This is a genomic window from Streptomyces sp. NPDC047841 (assembly GCF_040704085.1).
GTDB lineage: Bacteria > Actinomycetota > Actinomycetes > Streptomycetales > Streptomycetaceae > Streptomyces > Streptomyces argyrophylli.
Map to the genome: position 1 here is coordinate 355,403 of NZ_JBEYRP010000001.1, position 25,125 is coordinate 380,527.

Genomic DNA, 25,125 nt, shown 5'->3' on the forward strand with positions numbered 1-25,125 from the left:
GGGAAGCGGGAACCGGCCTTCGTTGCGGTCGATCTTCGCGGCCAGCGCGGCGAGCGGATCGACGCCGAGGACCTCGCAGAGCTGGAGCAGATAGGCCAGGACGTCGGCGACCTCGTCCGTGACGCGGTGGGCCGTCCGGGGGTCGTCCATCACCCGGGCCGACTCCTCGGGGGTCAGCCACTGGAAGATCTCGACCAGTTCGGAGGCCTCCACCGAGAGGGCGGCGACGAGGTTCTTGGGCGTGTGGTAGGGCTGCCAGTTCCGCGCGGCGGCGAACTCGGCCAGTCGGCGCTGGAGTCGGGCCAGGCCGGGATCGGGGTGTTCGGTCACGGGTTCAGGTGTACCACCGTGACACCCGGGGTCCCGGTGGCCCATGACGCGTCGCTCACCGCGGCCACACAGCGGATGTGCCCCCGCTCGCCCATCCGCGCGGCCGTCCGCAGCACCTCCCGGCGCTGCCGCGGATCCAGGCCGCGGTCGAAACCGTCGGCGAGGACGGTGAGGGTCCGCAGCGCGTCGGGCACCTCGCCGGGGGTGTCCACGTCGAGCACGCCCGGCCCGGTCAGCAGCACCAGCGTCAGCGCGAGGTAGCGCAGCTCGCCGTCGCCCAGCCGGGCGAGTTCGCTGCGGAAGCCGTCACCGCGGTCGATCAGCGCCCGTACCGTGCCGTCGGCCAGCGGCTCGGCGACCAGGTCGGCCACCCGCCCGGCGCAGCCCCCGCGCAGCGCCTCGACCAGCAGGCCGTGCCGCCGGCCGCACTCCGCGCGCGTGCGCCACAGTACGTCGGCGAGGTTGCCGCAGCCGCGCAGCAGCCGGCCCGAGCCGGTCGGGACGGGGGCACGCATGTGCTCGGGGCGCGGGTCGCAGGGGAAGACGGAGCGCAGGGCGACGACCATCTGCTCGGCCGCGGCGAGCACATGGCGCTGGCCGTCCGTCTTGCCGGCCACGCGCAGCGGCAGCAGGGCGGTGCCCAGGCGGTCGTCGGGGAGCGGGGCGCGGGTGACCGGGGCGGAGCCGGCGGTGTGCCAGGCGGCCTGGACGGTCCGGCGTCCGGGGTCGCGCAGGGCGGTCTCCAGCAGGACGACCCCGCGCGCGGTCAGCCGCTCCCCCACGATCCGCGGGTACGGTTCGGCCTGCACGGCGAGGTCGAGCCGGACCGGGCCCTCGGCGCCGTCGGCGGTGCAGCCGATCCGGAATCCCCGCCGCCCTCCGGCGTCGGGGCGGGCCCGTTCCGGCACGCAGGCGGCCGGGTCCGGGAACGCCTCGGCGAGCGGGGCGCCGCCGCCGAGCCGTGCCAGCGCCTCGTACGCGGCGAGCGCGGTGGTCTTGCCGGTCCCGCTGGGCCCCGCGAACACGGTGACCGGGCCGAGCGGGAACCCGGCCCGCCGGTGCCCGGCGAAGGCCGACAGCCGCAGTTCGGTGATCCGGGACCGGATGTCCGGGGACGGACGGGAGTGCGCGGGGACGGCGGCGTCGGCCGCCGGCGGCTCAGCGGACACGGAGGGCACGGCCATATGCGGACGGTACGGCTCCGCCCGTACGCCGAACCGTTTCACTGCGGGGACGTTCCTACGATCGGGGGACCTGACGCGGCGGACATCCGGCGCGGACCAGGAATTTTGCAAAAGATGACGCTCTTGTGGTCGTTGTCGGTGCCCACCGTTACTCTGCCGGGGTGTACGAGGAGTTCGAGACGGGCGATCCCGCGGCGCGCAGACGTGCGGCGATCGCCGCGGAGAAGGAGCGGCTGGCCCGCGACCGCGAGCGGCGCGAGTCCCGCGACCGCACGGCGGTCAGCGGCTTCCTGCGCCGCAAGTGGGCCTGGCTGGGCGTGACCGGGGACGCCGTCCCGGCCGTGCACGGCGTCCTGGACGAACTCTCCGCCGTACCGGGTCTGCCCGAGGAACCGCGTGCCGTCCTGCGGGCCGCGGCCGCCGGCGCGCCGGACCGCGAGGCGCTCCTCCCGGCGGTGCGCAGGGCCCTGGAACACGCGGCTCCCGAAGAGGTGCTGGCGCACGTACGGGTCCTGTGGGAAGCGGACGTACCCTGGCTGACCGATGCCGGGGCGGAGCGCTGCCGGGTGATCTGCTCCAGCGCGCCGAGCCTGCTGCTCGTCAGCGGCCGGGCGCGCGGCGTATCCGGGGGCCCGGCCTTCTCCCTCTTCGCCGCCGCCGCCACCCGCGGCGCCGTTCCCGTGCCCACCCGCCATCTGCCCGGCATCCTGCCCTGGGCGCCGCTGCCGGTCCTGGACGACCTGGTGGACCACGGCGGTCTGCTGCCCGAGGACAGGCCGTGGGCGGACCGGGACCCGGACGAGGCGCTCTACCTGCGCGCACGCCTCGTGCCGGACACGATCGCTCCGCAGGACGCGGCCGCCCTGGAATGGACCGGCCACCTGCGGCGCGAGGCGTTCCTGAACGGTGCGCCCCTGGAGCGGCTGGACCCCGCCGATCTGTGGGACCTGCTGTACGACGTCGTCGCCGACGGGGACGTCACGCGAATCGACGAACTCGACGCCCTGCTGCCCCGCACCCAGCAGATCCAGCTCCGCGACCTCAGGTCCGGGGCGATCAACGGGGAATGGCCGCGCGAGACGGTCGCCGACGCGGGACTGTGGCTGCTGATGGCCAGTCTGTGGCAGCCGCGGGAGAGCGTCAGCCCCCAACTGAGCCCGTTCCACGCGCTGGTGGCGCTGAACCGCGCGTACGACCTGCTGAAGGCGGGCCGGCTGGAGGAGGCCGGGCAGCAGGCGGCACGGTTCGAGAAGGGCGGCACCGGCAGGAAGGCCGGCACCGGACTGCGTCAGGAGGCCCTCGTCATCAGGGCGTACGTCGCCGCGGTCGAGGGCGACCTCGCTCAGGCCGAGGCGCTCGCGGAGGCCGCCACCGGTCTGGGCGAGCAGGCGCAGGCCAATCTGGCGCTGGTGCGCCGCTGGCGGGCCACGCCGAGGAACAGCCGCGACCGGGTCACCAACCCCTTCATCGAACTCGGTCTGGACCACGGCTCGTTCCGGTGGGAGAAGCACTGCCGGGAGCTGTTCCGCGAGGCCGAGGGCGACCACGCCGAACAGGCGCGCATCAACGACGCGGAGGAACGCATCCGCGCCGCGCAGGGCACCGACGCCGGTCTGTCGGTCTTCTTCCGCATCCCGCTGGAGCCCGACCGCTATCTGATGCCGGACTCGGTTCCCGTCACGCTCGTACCGCCGCCGGCGCCGCTGCCCCGGCGCACGCCCGCGGTCAGCGGCGCGGAGCTGGAGCGGATCCGGGCGCGCGCCGCCGTGGAACTCCTGGAGGACCTGCGCAGCACGCCACCGCGTCTCGACCGCCACGACCGACGGGCCTGATCACCGCCCGGCCGCCTCTCCCCGCCCTGCTCCACACCCTCTCTGCGAGGTAACCGTCCGCGATGTCCCCCAGCAACAACCCCTCTCGATCGACCGGCTCCCGGGGCCGGTCAGCCGACCAGAAGGCCGCGCCGAGGAAGGCCGCCGCCAGGAAGAGGGTCGACAAGGCCGACCGCCCAGGGCGCATCTGCCCGGCGTGCGGCGGTGTGCAGCCCGGGACGGAGGGGCGCGCCAAGGGCCCCAAGCCGACCGGTCTGCGCATCCGCCAGGCCGGCCGCGCGGCCACCGCCCGGCCGGCACCGGCCGCGGCGGCGAAACGCCCGGACCCCGCCGGGGCACCCGTCGAGTCCGCCGGACCGCCCGCGCCCGCCGAGACCCCGGCGCCGGCTCCCGCCCGGGTCCCGGTGGACGCGCCCACGCTGATCAAGGGCATCGTCGAACGCGTCCCCGCCGCTCTGGCGGAGTCCGGGGCGGGCGACGCGCCCGCGCCGAGCGCGCTCACGGCCGCCGTGCGCAAGGCGGTGCTGGACGAGTTCCGCACCCGCGCGGCCTTCACCGGACGCGTGGCCGAGATGGACGCCCTGCTGTGGACCCAGCCGGACCACGGCGGCCCGGCCGTCCGCGCCGCGATGGCGGACCACCTCAAGGCCCTCGGGATCCGGCGGCTGGACACACCGGAGCAGGCGGAGGCGTTCGTCGTCACGGAGGGGGCGGGCGACGCCTTCGAACTGCTCCGCCCCGCCTACGTCGACGAGCTGACGGGCAAGGTCATCCTCGCCGGTCAGCTCCGGCGGATCGCGGCGGACGCCGCACAGCACACCACGGGAGAAGACGCATGACGGCCACCGGTATCGACTTCGGCACCACGAACTCGGTGGCCGCGCAGTGGACCGGTGGCGAGTTCGCCGAGGTGCTGGAGATCGGCGGCCACGGACTGGACGCCACCTGGCGCCGTCCGGGCTTCGAGCGCCTGTACCCGTCCGTGGTCGGCACCAGTTCGCTGCGCGCCGGCACGCTGTTCGGCTGGGAGGCCAAGCTGCGCTCCGAGCGCGCCGTGGAGGCGTGCAAGCGGATGCTGCGCGAGGAACCGCTCGTCACCATCGGGGGCGAACGGTTCGCCGCCACCACCGCCGCGGCCGCGGTGTTCCGCTCGATGGCCGTGGCCGCTCAGGACGAGGCGGCCACGGACATCGACGAGGCGGTCATCACCGTGCCGGCCAACGCCACCGGCGCGGCCCGGTTCCGTACCCGGGAAGCCGCCCGTGCGGCGGGCATCAGGGTGCGCGCCCTGCTGAACGAGCCGACCGCCGCGGCCATCGCCTACGCCCACTACCTGGAGGAGGAGGGCGAGTTCCTGGTCTTCGACTGGGGCGGCGGCACCATGGACGCCACCCTCCTGCTGCACGACGACGGCTTCTTCGACGAGAAGGCCAGCCGCGGTGTCAACCGGCTCGGCGGTCTGGAGATCGACGAACGGCTGCGCCGCATGGTCCTGGAGCGGTCCCCCGCGCGGCGGGCGTGGACGGAGTCGGAGAAACGGCAGTTCCGGCTCGACATCGAACGCAGCAAGATTCTGCTGTCCCAGCAGGAGTCGGTCAGCGTGCTGACCCCGGACGGGGCGTCGGTGGAGATCGGCCAGGACGAGTTCTCGTACGAGATCCAGGACCTGATCACCCGGGCGCTGGAGCCCGTCGAGGAGTGTCTGGCCCAGGCGCAGCTCGATCCGGAGGACCTGACCGCCGTGCTGATGATCGGCGGCAGCAGCCAGATCCCGGCGGTACGCGCCGCGGTCGCCGAGGCCCTCGACCGTGATCCGGTGTCCGTCGAGGCGTTCGACCCGATGACGGCGGTGGCCGAGGGCGCCGCCATCTGCGCCGCCGCCATGGCCGGGGAGCTGAGCAGCGTCATCCGGGTCGTCAACACGCACGCGCTCGGCACGGTCACGACCGGGAGCGACGGCAACAGGCGGTTCAGCACCCTGATCCCGCGCAACCTCAGGCTGCCCCAGCAGCGCGTGAAGTCGTACGAGCCCAACAAGGACAACGTCACCAAGCTGACGGTCGAGGTCTGGGAAGGGGCGCCGGACCGGCCGGTCGAGCACCCGGACAACGTCAAGCTGACCGAGCTGCGGCTGACGTACCCGGAGCCCTGCCGTGACCGCAGCGAGGGCGTCTTCGACCTGGAGTTCACCTACAGCAAGGAGGGACTGCTGTCGGTCAAGGCGACCCTTCAGCGCACCGGCGAGGTCGTGCTCAACGGTGAGGTCGAGGTGTTCGGCGACGGCGCGGTGGAGCCTGAGGTGACCAAGGAGCTCGAACGGCTGCTGGCCCTGTCCCCCGCTTCCCGGCCGGTGCCGAAGCCCACGCATCCGCAGACCCCGCAGGGCAGGCCGCGGCAGCCCGGCGAATCCACCGAGCCGCTGGTCGTGGACGGCTCCAACCTCGCCTGGAACGGCAGGCCGCCGCGCGCGCAGGGCGGCCGGCCGAGCTTCGCGGCGCTTCAGGCGGCGGTGACCGCGCTCCGGTTCAAGCATCCGCAGCGCGACATCCACGTGGTCGTGGACGCCTCCCTGCGGCACCAGGTCAGCGTGGAGGAACGGCCGCTGGTGGAGCAAGCGGTCGCGGAGCACCAGGTGGTCCAGCCGCCGGCCGGCACGGAGGGCCGGGGTGACGCGTTGGTCATCAGCATCGCCGAGGAAGTGGGCGGCATCATCGTCTCCAACGACAACTTCGCCCCGTTCCAGAAGGACAGCCCCTGGCTGCTGACCAAGGGACGCGTCATGGGCGCGACGCAGTCGCACGGCGTGTGGGTGTTCACCGCCCGCACCCCGAACCCCGCGGCGGGCGCCGCACGGCACTGAGAACACGCGTCCCGCGGCCCCGCGGCCACCCCAGGGGGGCGGTCGCGGGCGCCACTCCGCACCGGGTACGGCCGCGCACGGCGCAGCGCCGTGCCCGTATCGCGCCCGCCGTGCCCGTAGGGCGCCGCTGGAGCCGTGTCACGCACCGCCGGGGTCATGTCACGCACAGCCGGGACCGCACCTCACACGAGCCGAGCCGCGTCGCGCATGGCCGCGCCCGTATCCCGCACCGCCGGAGCCGCGTCCGCACCACGGGGGCCATGTCACGCACCGCCGGACCGCCTCGCGCCCCGCCGTTCGGCATCATGCGCGGCCGGAACCGCCTGGCGCCGCGTCATGCCCGCATCGCGTAGCAAAGGTGCCGTAACGCGCACGGCTGAGCCGCATCACGCCCTGCCGGGCTCCAGCGGCACGGGTGGGGTCCAGCGTCACGAGTGCGGTTCCGCCTTCACGACCGGGACTCCAGCCACGCGTCCTCGCGCGGCGCGCTGCGCTCCCGCAACACGGCCCGCCCACCCGCAGCACGGCCGGAACTCCAGCAACACCTCCCGCGCTCCCGCAGCACCGCCCGTGCTCCCGCACCCCCCGGCAGGGCGCGGCGCGGGGTCAGCCGCCCGAGATCGCCGCGCCTTCCATGAGTCCGCTGACCTCCGTCCCGGGCGGGGTGAGGAGGAAGACGTTGCGGTCCACGCGGTGCATGCCGCTGCCCAGGCCGAAGACGACGCCCGTGCTGAAGTCGAGGACGCGCTTGGCGACGTCGCCCTCCGCGCCGGACAGGTCGAGCAGCACCGGCGCCCCGGCCATCAGGGTCTCGGCGACTTCCCGGGCGTCCGCGAAGACGTTGACACGCAGGACCACGAACCGGCGCCGGGTCTCGGTCTCGGCGTCGGGCAGCGAGCGGTGGTCCACCGCGGACGGCCAGGCGTCCCGGCCCCGCAGCGGCACGACCTGGGCGAGCCCTTCCCACTGTTCATCGGTGACGTCGTAACGGCTCACCGGCTCCCCCTGACCTGACTCGCACTTGTTGCCTGCACCAGCCAATTCTTACGCCAAGTCACCCGTTCGGCCCAACAACGACACGGTGCGCGACCGGGCCGGCCGTATCTCGCGCGTCACACCCTGCGTCAGATGTACGGATACGCCCGTTTCTTACCGGGCTCATACCCGACTCTTCATCGGTCCGCGCGCACCGCTCACTCCTCCCCGCTAGCGTCGCGTGCCGTGCACTTGGCAGAGACACAGCAGGTGACACCCGGACGGCGGACATCGTCGGTGGTGTCCGCCGATCCGGGGGCCCGCGCCGCGGTGCCGGACGGCCCCGCGCAGTGGCACCGCGTACTGACGCTCCTCGCCGACGTGAGCCTGTTCATCGGCACGCGCTCGGTGTGGACCCAGGCGGCGACGCACCAGCTGGTCCTCGCGGGGGTCGTCTCGGTCTGCTACGCCTCGATCCTGGTGACCGGCGTGCTCGCCCTCACCGTCCGCCGGACGCGCTCGCTGGCCCGTCTGGACCTGGTGGTGCTGGCGACGGCGGTCACCCTCGCCCTGTGCGCCTGGGCCCTGAACCACGGCGGCGGTGACGAGGCGGTCCTCACCACCCAGGCCGCGCGGGAACTCGTCGCCGGGCGCCCGGTGTACGACCAGCCCTGGCCCTGGCTGTTCCACGCCGAGGGCGTCGCGCTGACGCCGACCATGGGCGGCGGATACGACTTCACCTACGGCTACCCCCCGCTGGCCCCGCTGCTCACCGCGCCGCTGCTGTGGCTGGGGCACCGCGGCGCCCCGGCGACGGCGGCGGCGACGGTCGCGCTGGTCGTGGGCGCGGTGGTGCTGTGGCGGCTGCTCCCGGTGCCCTGGCGCTCGGCGGCGACGATGGTCTGCCTCGGCTTCGGCTTCCTGCCGATGTACGCCCGCCAGGGCTACCCGGCGATCATCGGCCTGGTCCTGCTGCTGCCGGTGGTGGTGCGCTGGCCCCGGCTCGGCGCGCGCGGCCGGCTGGGCGCGGCCGGGCTCGCGCGTGCCGCGTGTCTGGGCGCCGCGTGCGCCGCCCAGCAACTTCCGTGGTTCGTCGCGCCGTTCCTGCTGGCCGGGATCTACGCCGTGCGGCGCGGGGAGCTGGGCGGCCAGGCGGCGGCGCGGGTGGTGCTGCGGATCGCGGGGACCGCGGTGCTCACCTGGCTGCTGATCAACGTGTACTTCGTCGTGAGCGAGCCCGGCCGGTGGCTGCGGGGCATCGCCCTGCCGCTGACCCAGGGCGCGGTGCTGCACGGCCAGGGGCTGGTGGACGTCTCGCTGTACTTCACCCACGGCAGCGACCGCCTCGACTGGTACGGCCGGGCGAGCGTGCTGCTCGCCGCCGCCCTGCTGGCGGTGTTCGCGCTGTTCGTCCGGCGGCTCGGGCCGGCCGCGACCGTGCTGCCCTGGTGCGCGTTCTACCTGGCGACCCGGTCCCAGGACGGCTACTACCTGATGATGACCCCGCTGTGGCTGGCGGCGGCGGTGACCGCGCCCCTGCCGGAGTTCGCCCACGCCTGGCAGCCGCGGCCCCGCCCGTTCACCGGTCCGCGCCGCCGGGCGGCACTGGCCGTGGCCGCCACCGCGCTGATCACTCCCGCGCTGGTGAGCGCGGCCCTGGCGGTGACGGGGACGCCGCCGCTGCGGATGGACGTCACGGCGGCCCGGCGGACCCCGGCACGGACCCTGTCCCGGCTGACCCTGCGGGTCACCAACACGGGCGGCACCGCGCTCACCCCGCACTACATGCTCAGCGCCGGCCAGGGGATGGGCCGTTACTGGTCGCTGATGCGCGGCCCGGCGACGATTCCCGCGCACCGCACGGCGACCGTCGTACTGTGGGCGCCGTCCGGTGATGTCCCGGCGCCGGTGAAGCCCGGTACCCGCTACCGGCTGCGCGCCTTCACGGCGGACCCGCAGACGCTGTCCACCCAGGACGTGCCCCGGGCGGCGCTGGGCCTCAGTCCGCGGCGCGGGTGAAGCGGAGCGCGGCCGTGACCGTGGTCAGGCCGCGCATCATGCCGAGCTGGTTCCAGCCCATGCCGAACTGCTCGCGGTCCACGCCGAACTCCGTCTCCAGGGTCAGCGCGTCGGCGCTCACGCCGGTCAGGCGGGCCGTGAGGGACAGGGGCCGGCTGACGCCCCGGACGGTGAGCTGTCCGGTGACCCGGACCGTGTCGCCTTCGAGCCGGTCCGCGCCGCGCACGGCGAAGGTGATCTCCGGGTGACGCTCGGCGTCGAAGAAGTCGGCCGACCGCAGGTGCGCGTCCCGCTTGGCGCTCTTCGTGTCGAGGGAGGCCGCGTCCAGGGTCACGGTGCCGGTGGCCGAGCCGTCGGGCCGCACCTCGCCGGTGCCGCCGACGCCGGTGAAGGCGCCCTTGACGGTGACCAGGCCCCACAGGGTCTTGTGCCGCAGGCCCACGGTGGACGCGGTCGGGTCGAGCTGCCACAGGCCGGTCTCCACGGCGACGGTCATGTCGTACTCCAGAGGCTCAAAGGTGATTCAAATTTGGATGACTGGATCTCACGCTAGCCCCTCATCCAAATTTGAACAACCAGCGCCGGGTGTTCTCGTACAAATTTGGACAACAGGTAGACTCGACCCATGTCCGCCTCCGACGCGCACACCGCCGACCAGCCCTCCTGCCCCCTCGCGCACGGCGACGGGCTGCTCCCGGGCGAACTGCGCGCCTGGATGGTCCTGCTGGCCGCGACCGGCGCCGTGGAGCAGCGGCTGCGGTCGGCCGTGAAGGAGACCCTCGACGTCTCCCACGACGAGTTCCTGATCCTGTGCCTGCTGGCGGAGCAGCCGCGCACCGGACTGCGGATGACGCAGGTCGCCGATCTCCTCGGCCGCCCCAAGACCCGCCTCACCTACCAGATCGCCTGCCTCCAGCGGGCCGGTCTCGTCAGCCGCACGTCCGTGTGCGGCGACAAGCGGGGCGTGCAGGTCGCCCTCACCGACAAGGCCCGCGACCTGCTGCGCGAGACCTCCGCCCTGCTCGCCGGCACCGTCCGCCAGGCCCTCGCCGACTCCATGGGCCCCGAGCAGCGGGCGGCCGTGTGCGCCCTCGTCCCGGATCTGGAGACCGGGACCCGCTGAGCCGCCGGGCACGGAGAGACACACGTCACCACCGCAAGAAGAGAAACCTCACAGCCCGTGCTCCGCCCTTGCTCCGACAGCCTGCCCTAGCATCCGAGCCATGACGGTCCTGCCTGACGACGGGCTCTCACTGGCCGCCGAGTTCCCTGACGCGACACATGAGCAGTGGCAACGCCTGGTCGAGGGCGTCCTGCGCAAGTCCGGCAAGGAACTGACCGGCGCGGCAGCCGAGGACGCCCTGTCCACGACGCTGGAGGACGGGCTGCGCACCCGGCCCCTGTACACCGCGCGCGACAGCGCGCCCGACCCCGGCCTGCCGGGCTTCGCCCCCTTCGTGCGGGGCAGCCGCGCGCAGGGCACCAGCACGAGCGGCTGGGACGTACGGCAGCGGCACACGGCACTCGCCGACGGCACGGCCGACGCCGTGCTCGCCGACCTGGAGAACGGCGGCACCTCCCTGTGGCTGGTGCTGGGCGAGGGCGGCATCCCGGTCTCCGCGCTGGGCCGCGCCCTCGACGGCGTCTACCTCGATCTGGCGGCGGTCGCCCTGGACGCGGGCCGCGACACCGAGGCCGCCGCCGAGGCGCTGCTGCGGCTGTACGACGACAAGGGCGTCGACCCCGAGGCCGCCCGCGGCAACCTGGGCGGCGACCCGCTCGGGTACGAGGCCCGTACCGGCACCGCACTGGACTTCGCCCCCTTCGCCGCCCTGGCCGTCCGCTGCGCCGAGCGGTACCCGGGCCTGCGCGCGCTGACCGTGGACGCGCTGCCGTACCACGAGGCGGGCGGCTCGGCCGCGCAGGAGCTGGGCGCCTCGCTCGCCACCGGCGTGGCCTACCTGCGGGAGCTGACCGAGGCCGGGCTCGGCGTCGACCAGGCCGCCGCCCAGCTGGAGTTCCGTTACGCGGCCACCGCCGACCAGTTCCTGACCATCGCCAAGCTGCGCGCCGCGCGCCGGCTGTGGGCGCGGGTCGCCGAGGTGTGCGGGGCACCGGACGCGGGCGCGCAGGTGCAGCACGTGGTGACGTCGCCGGTGATGATGACCCGCCGCGACCCCTGGGTGAACATGCTCCGCACGACGGTCGCGACGCTCGCCGCGGGGGTGGGCGGGGCGGACTCCGTGACCGTGCTGCCGTTCGACCACGCGCTCGGCCTCCCGGACGCGTTCGCGCGCCGGATCGCCCGCAACACCTCCTCCATCCTGATCGAGGAGTCCCACCTGGCCCGGGTCATCGACCCGGCCGGGGGCTCCTGGTACGTCGAGCGGCTGACCGACGAACTCGCCGAGGCCGCCTGGCAGTTCTTCCGGTCGGTCGAGCGCGACGGCGGCCAGGCCGCCGTCCTGCGCTCCGGCCGGCTGCGCACCGACCTGGCGACGACCTGGGCCGAGCGCTCCAAGCGGCTCGCCAAGCGGCGCGAACCCATCACCGGCGTCAGCGAGTTCCCGCTGCTGGCGGAGAAGCCGGTGGAGCGCGCGCCCGCGCCCGAGCCGCCGTCCGGCGGGCTGCCGCGCGTGCGCCGCGACGAGGCGTTCGAGGAGCTGCGCGCCCGCTCCGACGCCCATCTGGCGGCGACCGGCGCCCGGCCGCGCGTCTTCCTCGCCACGATCGGCTCCGCCGCCGAGTACACCGCCCGCTCGACCTTCGCCGCCAACCTCTTCCAGGCCGGCGGCATCGAGCCGGTCGCCGAGGGCCGCTTCGAGGACAGCGGCGCCACCGAGGCCGTGCTGTGCTCCACCGACGCGCTCTACGCCGAACAGGCCGAGGAGACCGCGCGGGCGCTGCGCGCGGCCGGTGCCCGGCACGTCTTCCTGGCGGGCCGGGGCGACTACGCCGGCATCGACTCGTACGTCTTCGCGGGCTGTGACGCCGTGGACGTCCTGTCCGCGACCCTCGACCGCATGGGAGTGTCCTGATGGGAATCCCCGACTTCTCCGGCATCGAGCTGGGGACCCCGGCCGCCGACGCCACCGAGGGCGAGTGGCGTGCGGCCCTGGAGCGGGCCACCGGGGGCCCGCAGCCGCTGTGGGAGACCCCGGAGGGCATCGGGGTCAAGCCGCTGTACACCGGCCGTGACCTGGAGGGCCTGGACTTCCTGGGCACCTACCCGGGCATCGCGCCGTACCTGCGCGGCCCCTACCCGACGATGTACGTCAACCAGCCCTGGACGATCCGCCAGTACGCGGGCTTCTCCACCGCCGAGGAGTCCAACGCGTTCTACCGGCGCAATCTGGCGGCCGGCCAGAAGGGCCTGTCGGTCGCCTTCGACCTGCCCACCCACCGGGGCTACGACAGTGACCACCCGCGCGTGACCGGTGACGTCGGCATGGCGGGCGTGGCCATCGACTCGATCTACGACATGCGCCGGCTGTTCGACGGCATCCCGCTGGACCGGATGACGGTGTCGATGACGATGAACGGCGCCGTGCTGCCGGTGCTGGCGCTGTACATCGTGGCGGCGGAGGAGCAGAGCGTACCGCCCGAGAAGCTGGCCGGGACCATTCAGAACGACATTCTGAAGGAGTTCATGGTCCGCAACACCTACATCTACCCGCCGAAGCCGTCGATGCGGATCATCTCCGACATCTTCGCGTACACCTCGCAGCGGATGCCCCGCTACAACTCCATCTCCATCTCCGGCTACCACATCCAGGAGGCCGGCGCGACCGCCGACCTGGAGCTGGCGTACACGCTCGCGGACGGGGTGGAGTACATCCGCGCGGGGCGGGAGGCGGGCCTGGACGTCGACGCGTTCGCGCCCCGGCTGTCCTTCTTCTGGGCGATCGGCATGAACTTCTTCATGGAGATCGCCAAGCTGCGCGCGGCCCGGCTGCTGTGGGCGAAGCTGGTGCGGCAGTTCGACCCGAAGAACGCCAAGTCCCTCTCGCTGCGCACCCATTCGCAGACCTCGGGCTGGTCGCTGACCGCGCAGGACGTCTTCAACAACGTCACGCGCACGGCCGTGGAGGCGATGGCGGCGACCCAGGGCCACACCCAGTCGCTGCACACCAACGCCCTCGACGAGGCCCTGGCGCTGCCGACCGACTTCTCGGCGCGCATCGCCCGCAACACCCAGCTGCTCATCCAGCAGGAGTCGGGCACCACCCGGGTCATCGACCCGTGGGGCGGCAGCGCCTACGTGGAGCGGCTGACGTACGACCTCGCCCGCAAGGCGTGGGCGCACATCCAGGAGGTCGAGCAGGCGGGCGGCATGGCGCAGGCCATCGACGCGGGCATCCCCAAGCTGCGAGTGGAGGAGGCGGCGGCCCGCACCCAGGCCCGCATCGACTCCGGGCGGCAGCCGGTGATCGGCGTCAACAAGTACCGCGTCGACAGCGACGAGCGGATCGAGGTCCTCAAGGTCGACAACTCCTCCGTGCGGGCGCAGCAGATCGAGAAGCTGCGCCGGCTGCGGGCGGAGCGGGACGAGCGGGCCTGCCAGGACGCCCTGGACGCGCTCACCCGGGCGGCCGACGGCACGGAGAACCTGCTGGAGCTGGCCGTGCGCGCGGCCCGCGCGAAGGCGACGGTCGGCGAGATCTCCGACGCCCTGGAGAAGGTGTACGGGCGGCACGCGAGCCAGATCCGTACGATCTCCGGCGTGTACCGCAACGAAGCAGGCCGGTCCCCGTCCGTGGACCGCACCCGGGCGCTGGTGGACGCGTTCGAGGAGGCCGAGGGGCGCCGGCCGCGCATCCTGGTCGCCAAGATGGGCCAGGACGGCCACGACCGCGGCCAGAAGGTGATCGCGACCGCCTTCGCCGACCTCGGCTTCGACGTCGACGTCGGCCCGCTGTTCCAGACGCCGGAGGAGGTCGCCCGGCAGGCCGTCGAGGCGGACGTGCACGTGGTCGGGGTCTCCTCGCTGGCCGCCGGTCACCTCACGCTCGTCCCGGCGCTGCGCGAGAAGCTCGCCGAGGAGGGCCGCGAGGACATCATGATCGTGGTCGGCGGGGTGATCCCGCCGCAGGACGTGCCGGCCCTGCGGGAGATGGGCGCGGCGGAGGTGTTCCTGCCGGGGACCGTGATCCCGGACGCCGCCCACGACCTGGTCAAGCGCCTGTCGGCCGACCTCGGCCACGAGCTGTAGGGCCGCGATGGCCGCGATCGATCTGGACACCTATGTGAAGGGCGTGCTCGACGGGAAGCGGGCCCTGGTGGCCCGCGCCATCACCCTCGTCGAGTCCACCCGGCCCCAGCACCGGGCGCTGGCGCAGCAGTTGCTCACCGAGCTGCTGCCGCACAGCGGCCGGGCGCGCCGGATCGGCGTCAGCGGGGTGCCGGGTGTCGGCAAGTCGACGTTCATCGACGCGTTCGGCACGATGCTGACCTCGCTGGGCCACCGGGTGGCGGTCCTCGCCGTCGACCCGTCCTCCACCCGCACGGGCGGCTCCATCCTGGGCGACAAGACCAGGATGGAGCGCCTGGCGGTCGACCCGGCGGCCTTCGTCCGTCCCTCCCCCAGCGCGGGCACGCTGGGCGGGGTCGCGAAGGCCACCCGGGAGTCGATGGTGGTGATGGAAGCGGCGGGCTACGACGTGATCCTGGTCGAGACCGTCGGCGTCGGGCAGTCCGAGACGACGGTCGCCGAGATGGTCGACTCCTTCCTGCTGCTGACGCTGGCCCGCACCGGTGACCAGTTGCAGGGCATCAAGAAGGGCGTCCTGGAGCTGGCCGACGTGATCGCCGTCAACAAGGCGGACGGTCCGCACGAGCGCGACGCGCGGGCGGCGGCACGGGAGTTGGCGGGAGCGCTGCGCCTGATGCACGGCAAGGACGCCTTCTGGACCCCGCCGGTGCTGCACTGCAGCGCCCGCGAGCCGGCCGGTCTCGACACGGTCTGGGAGCGTCTGGAGCAGCACCGCGTCCTGCTCGACTCCACCGGCCGGCTGGCCGCCAAACGCCGGGACCAGCAGGTCGGCTGGACCTGGGCGATGGTCCGCGACGAACTCCTCGGCCGCCTGCACGCCGACCCGGCGGTCCGCGCGACGGCACCGGACCTCGAACAGCAGGTCAGGGAGGGCCGGTTGACGGCCACGCTGGCGGCGGAGCGCATCCTGGCGGCTTTCGAGGGCCGTACGGCGCTTCCGGCCGAAGGCTGAGCGACACCCGGGTCCCGCCGCGTCCCTTCGGCGCGGCGGGCCACCGGCGGTACCGCGTGGAAATCCCTTCCGTGGAATGCACCCGGGTGTGCGATCCAGGAATCAGGGGAAGCGCGCAGCGCGAACAAACGCGCGGATATATGAACGTCAGTTCCTGAAGTGATGGGCGGGGTCGGGCGGTAACCAGTGAAGACCGGCCATACCGCGCAGCGCTGGTTTCGATCACGCCGGTCGCCCACCGCACGGGCGCCCGGCTGCATTCATGACGGCCCGCGCCATGATCGGCGCGGCGCCCACCTCCCTCGGCCGGCCACAGAAGCCGCAGGTCAGAGGACCTCTACCCACACGATCACGTCGCGTGGAAGCCGCTCCCGGGGCTCGATGAGCCGCTGGGCGCGCGGTGGCGCAAAGGCGCCCGTGGGCGGTCACCGGGCGGTGGACCGAGCCCCAAAAGCCTGAGCACAAATTCCACACATCCTCTCTTCAGATCGGCCCCGATGGTCTAGATTGACCGTGCTTCAGCTGTTCGGACACTTGGCAACCAATTAATGATCTTTAAGTCCGGCGCAATGGAAGGCCGGTAGTCGCGTCCCCTGTGCCGGACGTGTTGATGATCAATTCTGGTAGTCCGGGACGGCATGCGCGGGGGTGGGGGCCCCCGGGGGAGGAACAGTGCGGGAGGCGGGGGCCTCCCGAGGGGGACGAACAGTGTTGGGCGAACACGTCGAACCACTGGGACCTGGGGGGGTTCTGTGCGGCAAGGGGGACTTGTCAGCCCGTTTCCGTCTGCGCGCGAGCGTCTGGCGAACGGGGCGGCCAGCCGGTCCATAACCGACTGGGAGCAGCGGTACCGCCGTATCGTGATCATCAGCGACACCGTGGCCACGGCCTGCGTGGTGGCGGCTATCGGCAACTTCTTCGGGGCCCGCGACGCGGCCAACTGGCATGAGAAGTGGGGGATACTCGCCTTCGGCACCGAACTGCTGGTGCTCGGGGCGCTCGCGGTGAGCCGGGCGTGGGCTCCGGCCGTACTCGGCCAGGGAGCCGAGGAGTTCCGGCGGCTCGGACGCTCGCTGTTCACGGCGACCGTCGTACTCGCGCTCGGCGGGATAGCCCTCACCTCCCGCAACATCAAGCTCTGGATCTTCGTCGCGGTCCCCGCGATCGCGCTCGTCACCATGACCGCGCGGTACCTGCTGCGCCTGTGGCTGCACAGGCAGCGCAAGGAGGGGCAGTGCCTGCGACCGGTGCTCGCCGCCGGGAGCGTGGCCACCGCGCGCGACCTGATCATCCGGACCCGCAAGTTCCCGCACCTCGGCTGGCGCGTGGACGCCGTGTGCACGACGGACGGTCTCGGTCTCGACGGTGACGAACTGGACGGGGTGCCGGTAGTCGGCCGGCTCGCGGACGTCGCCAAGCACGTCCACCACGACGGCTACCGTGTCGTCGCGGTCACACCGGACCCGCACTGGTCACCGGCCCGGCTGCAGCGGCTGGCCTGGAACCTCGAGGGCAGCGACGCCGAGATGGTCGTCGCACCCGTGCTGATGGAGGTGGCCGGTCCCCGGCTGCACGTCGACGCGGTGCTCGGCATCCCGCTGCTGAGGGTCAGCATGCCGGCCTTCACCGGGGGCCGTCGGGCGGTCAAGGGCGTCGTCGACCGGATGGGCGCGGCGCTCCTGCTGCTGCTGTTCGCGCCGCTGATGGTGCTCGTCGGGCTGCTCGTGGTGGCGGACAGCCGGGGCGGGGCGTTCTACCGCCAGCGCAGGGTCGGCAAGGACGGCCGCGAGTTCACCATGTACAAGTTCCGCACCATGGTCGTCGGGGCCGACGGGGCGCGTGCCCAGCTGGCCCACCGCAACGAGGGTGCCGGCCCGCTGTTCAAGCTCCGCCGGGATCCACGCGTGACCCGGGTCGGAACCGTGCTGCGCCGGTACTCGCTCGACGAGCTCCCGCAGCTGTTCAACGTGCTCACCGGATCGATGTCGCTCGTCGGTCCGCGGCCTCCGTTGCCGGAGGAGTGCGCCGCGTACGACCCGGACATCCGGCGTCGGCTGCTGGTCAAGCCCGGACTCACCGGCCTGTGGCAGATCAGCGGGCGCAGCGACCTGTCGTGGGAGGAAGCGGTCCGCCTGGACCTGCGGTACGTGGAGGACTGGTCGCTCGCCCTGGACACAGTGATCTTGTGGAAGACGCTGCGTGCGGTGCTCTACGGGCAGGGCGCCTACTGATGTGCGGGGGCCGTCGTCCGGCCGGACGCGCGGACCGCAGGCCACCAGGCCTGCCTGGGGGGAGGAACGGGTCATGAGAGTCAGCGTTTTCGGGCTCGGCTACGTGGGCTGCGTGTCGGCCGCGTGCCTGGCCAGCATGGGGCACGAGGTCATCGGGGTGGACGTCAACCAGGTGAAGGTCGACCTGGTCAACGACGGCAAGGCCCCGGTGGTCGAGGAGCGGATCGGCGAGCTCACCGCCGAGGTCGTGCGGACGGGGGCGTTGCGCGCCACCGGCGACGTCCGCGAGGCGGTCGTGAACAGCGAGGTGTCGCTGGTCTGCGTGGGGACGCCGTCGGAGCCCAACGGCAGTCTGTGCACCACGTACCTGGAGCGGGTCACCGAGCAGATCGGCGCGGCGCTGGCCGAACGCGGCGGGCGGCACACCGTCGTCTTCCGCAGCACCATGCTCCCGGGCACCTGCCTGAACCTGCTGGTGCCCATCCTGGAGAAGTACGTCGGCGGTACGGCCGGCGTGGACGTCGGGGTCGCGGTCAACCCGGAGTTCCTGCGCGAGGGCACGAGCGTGCGGGACTTCTTCGACCCGCCCAAGACCGTCATCGGCGAGCTGGACCCGGCGAGCGGCGACACGGTGGCGGCGCTGTACGACGGCCTGCCCGGAGAGGTGTTCCGGGTGCCGGTGCCGACGGCCGAGGCGATCAAGTACGCGGACAACGCGTTCCACGGCCTCAAGATCGGCTTCGCGAACGAACTGGGCGCGGTGTGCCAGGCGCTCGGGGTCGACTCGCACCAGGTGATGGACGTCTTCCTGGCCGACCGCAAGCTGAACATCAGCCCCGCCTACCTGCGGCCCGGCTTCGCCTTCGGCGGCTCCTGCCTGCCCAAGGACCTGCGCAGCCTGGTGCACGCGGCGCGGCGGGCCGACGTCTCGGTGCCCATCCTCGCGCACGTGCTGCCCTCCAACTCCGACCATCTGCAACGCGCGGTGGACCTGGTCGAGCGGACCGGCAGGAGACGCATAGGCATGTTCGGGCTCTCCTTCAAACCCGGCACCGACGACCTGCGCGAGAGCCCGCTCGTCGAGCTGGCGGAGAGGCTCTTCGGCAAGGGGTACGACCTGCGGATCTACGACGCCAACGTGAACCTGTCCCGGCTGATCGGCGCGAACCGCGAGTACATCGAGAACCGGCTGCCGCACCTCGCGCAGCTGCTCGCGGACTCCGTCGGCGAGGTGCTGGAACACGCCGAGGTGTGCCTGGTCGGCACCAGGGACCCGGCCGTGCTGTCGGCCCTGCCCCAGGGCGGCGGACCGGTGCTCGTCGACCTCGTCCGTCTCCCCGACGCCGAGGCGCGCCGGGCCGAACCGGGGTACGTGGGCCTTGCCTGGTGACATGACGGGCGGCGCCGGCCCGGCCCGGCGCGCGCTGATCCTGGTGGAGAACCTGTCCGTGCCGTTCGACCGGCGGGTGTGGCAGGAGTGCACGACGCTGCGCGACGCCGGCTGGGAGGTGCACGTCATCTGCCCCCGGGGGACCAAGCGGGACACGGAGCCGGAGGCGGAGATCGACGGGGTGCGCATCCACCGCTACCCGCTGCGCGCCGCCACCGGAGGACCGGCCGGCTACCTGCGGGAGTACGGATCGGCGCTGTGGCACACGGTCCGGCTGGCCCGGAAGGTCGGCCCGGTCGACGTGGTCCACGCCTGCAACCCGCCCGACCTGCTGTTCCTGCCGGCGCTGTGGCTGAAGCGGCGCGGGGCGCGGTTCGTGTTCGACCAGCACGACCTGGTGCCCGAGCTGTACCTGTCCCGGTTCGACCGCGGCAAGGACCTGCTCTACCGCGGTGTGTGCGCGCTGGAACGGCTCACCTACCGGGCCGCGGACGTCGTGCTCGCCACGAACGAGAGCTACCGGGGCGTCGCGCTGCGCCGTGGCGGCCGGCGTCCGCAGGACGTCTTCGTGGTGCGCAGCGCGCCCGACACCGAGCGGTTCCAGCCGGTACCGCCCGAGCCGGAGCTGAAGCGCGGCAAGCCTCATCTGCTGTGCTACCTGGGCGTCATGGGTCCGCAGGACGGCGTCGACTACGCCCTGCGGGCCCTCGCGAAGCTGCGCGACGAGCTCGGGCGGACCGACTGGCACGCGGTGTTCGTCGGCGCCGGCGACACCTTCGACGCGATGGTGGAGCTGTCCCGGCGGCTCGGGCTCGCCGAGCAGGTGGAGTTCACCGGGCGCGTCCCGGACGCCGACCTGGTGCGCTACCTGTCCACCGCGGACGTGTGCCTCTCCCCCGACCCGCTCAATCCGCTCAACGACGTGTCCACCATGAACAAGGTCCTGGAGTACATGGTGATGGGCCGGCCCATCGTCTCGTTCGACCTCCGCGAGGCGCGGGTCTCCGCCGGTGACGCCGCCGTCTACGCGCGCGCCAACGACGAGGCCGAGTTCGCGGGGCTCATCGCGCTGCTGCTGGACGATCCGGAGCAGCGGGCCCGGATGGGCAAGCTCGGCCAGGAGCGGATCAGCGGGCCGCTGTCCTGGCGCAACTCGCAGGCGTCGCTGCTCGCCGCCTACGCCGCTGCCTGCCGTGACCGCGCCCCGGTGCCGGCGGGCGGTCCGGTCCGGGCGGGGAAGAGGCCGCGACGTTGAGCAACGACACGATACGCCTGGTCACGATCGGGCGGATATTCCACCGGCGCTGGCGGCTCCTCGCCGTCCTCGCCCTGGTGGGGGCGCTCGCCGGCTACGGCGCCTCCCTGCTGTTCCCGCCGCGCTACACGACGTCGGCCTCGGTCCTGCTGCCCGGTCAGTGGGAAGAGCGCGAACTGCTCACCCAGGTGGACATCGCGACCAGTTCGACGGTGGTCGACCGCGCCGCCGCCGCGCTCGGCTGGCCCGGCGTCAGCGGCACGGAGCTGCGGGACCAGGTGGCCGCCAAGGCCTCCGACGGCAACATCATCAAGATCTCGGGCACGGCCGACACGCCGGAGCGCGCGCAGCGGCTGGCCGACCAGGTGGCCGACCAGTTCGTGAAGTTCGCGGCGCGGATCGCGGGCGGCGGCACCGACGCCAAGGCGGCCACCGGGCCCGCGGCGCTGCGGAAGCAGGTCGAGGAGACCAACCGCCGCATCAGCGAACTGGCGAGGGCGGCCGATCCGGGACAGACCGTGGAGAGCGTGCAGGCCCGCACCGAGCTGGAGAAGCTGCGCACGTCGCTGGAGGAGGCCATGACGAAGCTGGAGCAGGCCGACCCGGCGAACACCGTGGCCGGCATGGTCGTCATGGGGCCGGCGGCCCGCCCGACCGGCGAGGCGCCGCCGACCAGGGTGCAGCTCGTCGTCGCCGGGGCGCTGCTGTTCTTCCTGCTCGCGGTCATCGGCCATCTCGTCGCCGCTCGGGCGGATCGCCGGCTGCGCACCGAGCCGGAGATCGCCGCTGCGCTCGGCTCGGCGCTCCTCGGCACCGTCGACGTGCCCGGCGAACGGCGGGGCGGGCACCGGCCGCAGGGCCGCGGTCCACGGGCCCGGATCCGCCGGCTCCTCGGGGTCGACACCCGGTGGGACCTCCCGGCCCCGCAGGCATCCGGCGACGAGGCCGGCCGGCGGATCCGCTACCGCCGGGTGTGCGCCCGGCTCCGGACCCGGGTTCCGTCTCCCCGGCGTCTGCTGGCCGTCGTACCGGACGGCGACGAGATCGGGGGCCGGGCCGCCGAACAGCTCGCCGCCGAGGCCAAGAGCGACCCGCAGCTGCGGGTGGTGCGGGTCCCGGTGGACCGGCCGGTCGTACCGGACCGCGACACCGAGTCCGGCGTCCTGGTCGTCCTGAGCGCGGGGAGCTGGACCGCGGAGGAGCTCGCCGGCATCGCCGAGGCGTGCGCGGACGGCGGGCACGAGGTCGTCGGCATCGTCGTCGCCGGCCTGGTCCGCACCCGGCCCACGAGGACGGCCGCGCGCCCTTCGGACGAGGCCACCCTGGCCCTCGCGGTACGCGGCCACGCGACGGGGGGTTCGGCGTGACGACGAGCACGGCGCCGGAGCCGCCGGCCACCACCCCGCTCCTCGACCTCCAGGCACTGGTGGTCGCGGTGCGCAGGCGCCGCCGCCTCTGGTGCGCCCTGGCACTCCTCGGACTGCTGGCCGGCGCGGCCGTGGCGGTCCTGATGCCACCGCCGCCGACCGCGGTCACCAAGGTGCTGGTCGCGCACAAGGAGGACCAGCCGAACGACACCGGAACGCTGATCCGCACCGACGTCGAGGTGCTGGGGACCACGCGGATCGCCGAGAGCGCCCTGCGGTCGCTCAAGTCCTCCGAGAACCCCGAGGACTTCCTGCGTGACTACCGGGGCGCCGGCCTCACCAACAACCTGCTGGAGATCACCGTGACCGGCGGCAGCGACGCGGAGGCGGTGGCCCGGGCCGGGGCCCTGGCCGACGCGTTCGTCGCGGACCACGTGCGCAGGATGCGGGCGACGGCGAACGCCGAGGCCAAGGCGCTGCTCGACCAGCGTGACCGCATGAAGGACGAACTCGCGCAGGTCAACAAGGACATCGGCGACCGGTCACCGGAGACGGCGGCCGACCCGCAGGAGTCGGCGAGCATCGAGTCGCTGTTCGCCCGCCGGGCCGAACTGACGACGCGGATCGCCGACTTCAACCAGCGCGCCGAGGAGGCGCGTGTCGGCACGCCCCAGGTCGTCGCCGGCACGGAGATCGTGGACGCCCCGCGCCCGGTGAAGCACTCGCTGCCCAAGTCGGCGGCCACCGACGCCGCGATCGGACTCGTCCTCGGTCTCGTCCTCGGCCTCTCCGTCGCCGCCGTGGGCGTCGTGGTCGCCGACCGCCCCGTGCTGCGCCGGGACATCGCGGCGAACCTCGGCGCCTCGGTCATCGCCGAGCTGCCCCGCCGGCCGGGCAGGCCCTGGCAGCGCCGACGGACCCGGCTGTCGCGCGAACGGCTCACCGCGCACCTCGCCCGTACCGTGCGCGGCTCCACGGAACCGGTGTCGCTGCTGGAACTCGGCTGTGCGCGCGCCACCGGTGCGATCGCCCTCGACCTCGCCAGGGCGATGGCGGCGGACGGGGCGGTGACCGTCGTCGACGGTCTGCCCGGCCCGCAGCTCGCGGACCACCGCCCGAAGCCGGGAGACCCGACCGTGGTCAGCGGCGAGCGCGCCGAGGCCGTGCCGCCCCAGGAACGCCGGCTCGGCGTCGGCTCGGTGGCGCCCGGCACGGCGTGGACCGACCTGCGCCACCTGGGCACGCAGACCGTGCTCGTCGTGCGTGCCGGCCACGGCAGCGCCGCATGGCTGCACACCGTGGCGCGGCAACTGGCGGACCAGCACATCGCGGTGATCGGTGTGGTGCTGATCGACCCCGATCCGCGCGACCGGACCGACGGCACGCTGTGGGACGGGCTGCACACCGCGCTCCGCGGCCGCAGCGAGCGCCCGGCCCAGCAGACGGGCTGGCGGCGCACGGAGCGGCAGCCGATGTGGGCCGCACGGGGCGCGGACAACGACCAGGAGGCACGGTAGGAGATGTGTGGCATCGCGGGTACGTACCGCTGGCCGGACGGCAAGGCCGTGACCGACCGGCTCACCGGCACCCTGGCCCACCGCGGTCCGGACGGGTCGGGCCGGTACAGCCACCGGGCCGGTGACGGCGAGGTGCACCTCGGGCACCGCCGGCTGGCCATCATCGACCTGTCGGAGACCGGCGCCCAGCCGATGGTCTCGGGCGGCCTCGCCCTGACGTACAACGGCGAGCTGTACAACGCGCCGGAGCTGCGTGCCGAGCTGGCGGCCGCCGGGGTGCGCTTCCGCGGCACCTCCGACACCGAGGTGCTGCTGGAGGCCTGGCGGCGCTGGGGCACCGACTGTCTGCCCCGGCTGCGCGGCATGTTCGCGTTCGGGATCTTCGACGAGCGCACCGGTGACCTCGTCCTCGTCCGGGACCAGCTCGGCATCAAGCCGCTGTTCCTGCTGCGGCGCGGCGCGGGCCTGGTGTTCGCCTCCGAGCTCAAGGCGCTCGCCGCCGTGACGGGCGGGCCGCTGGAGGTGGACCACGCGGCGCTGGTGGCCTCGCTGCTGTACTACTGGGTGCCGGACTCGCGGTGCGCGTTCCGCGAGGCGGAGAAGCTGCCGCCGGGCAGCTGGCTGCGGTGCCGGGCCGACGGCTCGGTGGAGCGCGGCCGGTTCTGGGACCTGAGGGAGGTCGCCGCCGAGGGCCGGGAGCGGGCCCGGGCCGGCGAGCGGCCGGACCTCGCCGCCGTCGTCGAGGAGTCCACCCGGCGCCACCTGCTGTCCGACGTGCCCGTGGCGACCTTCCTCTCCGGCGGGCTGGACTCCAGCTACCTGACCGCGCTGGCGGCCCGTCACCGGCCCGGCATCTCCGCCTACACGATCGGGTTCCGCGCCGAGGACGCCAGGTTCGAGGCGATGCCCGACGACCTGCGCTACGCCCGGCAGGTGGCCGAGCGGTTCGGCGTCGACCTGCACGAGATCGAGATCGCTCCGGACGTGCTCGACCTGCTGCCGCGGATGACGTACCACCTGGACGAGCCGATCGGCGACCCCGCCGCGATCAACACGTTCCTGATCTGCTCGGCCGCCCGGGAGGCCGGGGTCAAGGTGCTGCTGTCGGGGATGGGCGCCGACGAGCTGTTCGCCGGGTACCGCAAGCACCTGGCCAACCTGCTCGCGCTGCGCTACCAGCGCGTCCCGCGGCCCCTGCGGCGCGGGGTGTCCGCGGCCGTGGACCGGCTGCCGGTCGCCACGTCCCGCCGGGGGTACCGGTCGGTGCGCTTCGCGAAGCGGTTCCTCTCCTTCGCCGACCTGCCGGAGGAGACCGCGTTCCGGCGCAGCTACACCATGTACGACCGGGACGAGCTGCTCGCCCTCCTCGATCCGGACCTGGCGGGGACGGTCGAGGACGTGCTCACCGAGCACGCGGACACCTACCGGGACAACGACCTGGACGACTTCGTCAACCGCATGTGCCTGACCGACGCCCGGATGTTCCTGCCGGGTCTGAACCTCGCGTACACGGACCGCTCCAGCATGGCCGCGTCGACCGAGGTGCGGGTGCCGTACGTCGACGTCGAGGTGGTCAGGGCGGCCTTCGCGGTGCCCGGCGACCGCAAGATCGCCGGACGGCAGGGCAAGGCCGTCCTCAAGGAGGCGGCCGCCTCCGTCCTGCCACGGGAGATCGTGTACCGGCCCAAGGGCCTGTTCAGCGCGCCGCTGCGGGCCTGGATGAGCCGGGACCTGGCACCGCTGGTGCGTGAGGTGGTCGACGACGGGGAGCTCGTCCGTTCCGGGTTCCTGCGCCGCGACGCGCTGCGGCGGATGGTCGCCGAGGACGCCGCCGGGCAGCGGGACTTCTCCAAGCATCTGTGGCACGTACTGACGCTCGAGTACTGGTACCGCGACGCGACCTCTGGGTCCGGCCAGCGCACTCGGATGACGGCTTAGGAA

Annotated in this window: 17 protein-coding genes and 1 pseudogene; 14 read left to right on the forward strand and 4 right to left on the reverse strand. The window is 73.4% G+C overall.

The window, feature by feature from the left end; translation table 11 throughout:
- Positions 1-330 (reverse strand): annotated as a pseudogene (locus AB0947_RS01500) (nucleotide pyrophosphohydrolase); the annotation flags it as partial.
- A complete protein-coding gene (locus AB0947_RS01505; RefSeq protein WP_366748246.1) occupies positions 327-1,514 on the reverse strand; it encodes an ATP-binding protein in 1,188 nt (395 codons plus the stop codon). The pseudogene AB0947_RS01500 and the gene AB0947_RS01505, both read right to left, overlap by 4 nt.
- 161 nt (positions 1,515-1,675) lie before the next feature.
- On the opposite strand from AB0947_RS01505, the gene AB0947_RS01510 reads away from it, so the two are divergent.
- From AB0947_RS01510 to AB0947_RS01520, 3 genes are all read left to right on the forward strand, one after another.
- A complete protein-coding gene (locus AB0947_RS01510; RefSeq protein ID WP_366748247.1) occupies positions 1,676-3,346 on the forward strand; it encodes a hypothetical protein in 1,671 nt (556 codons plus the stop codon).
- A 62-nt stretch (positions 3,347-3,408) separates the two neighbouring features.
- Positions 3,409-4,185 (forward strand): hypothetical protein, encoded by a 777-nt coding sequence (locus tag AB0947_RS01515; RefSeq protein ID WP_366748248.1) that lies wholly within the window; start codon positions 3,409-3,411, stop codon positions 4,183-4,185.
- Complete coding sequence (locus tag AB0947_RS01520; RefSeq protein ID WP_366748249.1) at positions 4,182-6,206, forward strand: Hsp70 family protein; 2,025 nt, start codon at positions 4,182-4,184, stop codon at positions 6,204-6,206. The genes AB0947_RS01515 and AB0947_RS01520 overlap by 4 nt, the downstream gene beginning before the upstream one ends.
- A 606-nt stretch (positions 6,207-6,812) precedes the next feature.
- Here the strand turns inward: AB0947_RS01520 and AB0947_RS01525 are convergent.
- Positions 6,813-7,202, reverse strand: coding sequence for a cell division protein SepF (locus AB0947_RS01525; protein WP_132783268.1), 390 nt, complete (start codon positions 7,200-7,202; stop codon positions 6,813-6,815).
- A gap of 276 nt (positions 7,203-7,478) precedes the next feature.
- On the opposite strand from AB0947_RS01525, the gene AB0947_RS01530 reads away from it, so the two are divergent.
- Positions 7,479-9,200: a hypothetical protein gene (locus AB0947_RS01530; protein WP_366748434.1), complete on the forward strand. Its 1,722-nt coding sequence runs from the start codon at positions 7,479-7,481 to the stop codon at positions 9,198-9,200.
- Here AB0947_RS01530 and AB0947_RS01535 read toward each other — a convergent pair.
- Positions 9,181-9,696 (reverse strand): YceI family protein, encoded by a 516-nt coding sequence (locus AB0947_RS01535; RefSeq protein ID WP_366748250.1) that lies wholly within the window; start codon positions 9,694-9,696, stop codon positions 9,181-9,183. The genes AB0947_RS01530 and AB0947_RS01535 overlap by 20 nt on opposite strands.
- 129 nt (positions 9,697-9,825) lie before the next feature.
- On the opposite strand from AB0947_RS01535, the gene AB0947_RS01540 reads away from it, so the two are divergent.
- The 10 genes from AB0947_RS01540 (at position 9,826) to asnB (ending at position 25,122) form a co-directional block, all read left to right on the forward strand.
- Positions 9,826-10,323, forward strand: coding sequence for a winged helix DNA-binding protein (locus tag AB0947_RS01540; protein ID WP_366748251.1), 498 nt, complete (start codon positions 9,826-9,828; stop codon positions 10,321-10,323).
- Between the two features lie 100 nt (positions 10,324-10,423).
- Positions 10,424-12,238, forward strand: coding sequence for a methylmalonyl-CoA mutase family protein (locus AB0947_RS01545; RefSeq protein WP_366748252.1), 1,815 nt, complete (start codon positions 10,424-10,426; stop codon positions 12,236-12,238).
- Complete coding sequence (gene scpA, locus AB0947_RS01550; protein WP_366748253.1) at positions 12,238-14,412, forward strand: methylmalonyl-CoA mutase; 2,175 nt, start codon at positions 12,238-12,240, stop codon at positions 14,410-14,412. Before AB0947_RS01545 ends, scpA begins: the two co-directional genes overlap by 1 nt.
- 7 nt (positions 14,413-14,419) lie before the next feature.
- A complete protein-coding gene (gene meaB, locus AB0947_RS01555) occupies positions 14,420-15,424 on the forward strand; it encodes a methylmalonyl Co-A mutase-associated GTPase MeaB (RefSeq protein WP_366748254.1) in 1,005 nt (334 codons plus the stop codon).
- Positions 15,425-16,176: 752 nt separating this feature from the next.
- Positions 16,177-17,655 carry a sugar transferase gene (locus AB0947_RS01560; RefSeq protein WP_366748255.1) on the forward strand — a complete coding sequence of 493 codons (1,479 nt, stop codon included), beginning with the start codon at positions 16,177-16,179 and terminating at the stop codon, positions 17,653-17,655.
- A gap of 73 nt (positions 17,656-17,728) precedes the next feature.
- Positions 17,729-19,045 carry a nucleotide sugar dehydrogenase gene (locus AB0947_RS01565; RefSeq protein ID WP_366748256.1) on the forward strand — a complete coding sequence of 439 codons (1,317 nt, stop codon included), beginning with the start codon at positions 17,729-17,731 and terminating at the stop codon, positions 19,043-19,045.
- Position 19,046: 1 nt separating this feature from the next.
- Complete coding sequence (locus tag AB0947_RS01570) at positions 19,047-20,300, forward strand: glycosyltransferase family 4 protein (protein ID WP_366748257.1); 1,254 nt, start codon at positions 19,047-19,049, stop codon at positions 20,298-20,300.
- On the forward strand, positions 20,297-21,667 hold the full coding sequence (locus tag AB0947_RS01575) for a Wzz/FepE/Etk N-terminal domain-containing protein (protein ID WP_366748258.1): 1,371 nt from the start codon (positions 20,297-20,299) through the stop codon (positions 21,665-21,667). The genes AB0947_RS01570 and AB0947_RS01575 overlap by 4 nt, the downstream gene beginning before the upstream one ends.
- The gene (locus AB0947_RS01580; protein ID WP_366748259.1) at positions 21,664-23,184 is read left to right on the forward strand and encodes a Wzz/FepE/Etk N-terminal domain-containing protein; all 1,521 of its coding nucleotides are present in this window, start codon (positions 21,664-21,666) and stop codon (positions 23,182-23,184) included. Before AB0947_RS01575 ends, AB0947_RS01580 begins: the two co-directional genes overlap by 4 nt.
- Positions 23,185-23,187: 3 nt before the next feature.
- On the forward strand, positions 23,188-25,122 hold the full coding sequence (gene asnB, locus AB0947_RS01585; RefSeq protein ID WP_366748260.1) for an asparagine synthase (glutamine-hydrolyzing): 1,935 nt from the start codon (positions 23,188-23,190) through the stop codon (positions 25,120-25,122).
- Positions 25,123-25,125 lie beyond the last annotated feature (3 nt).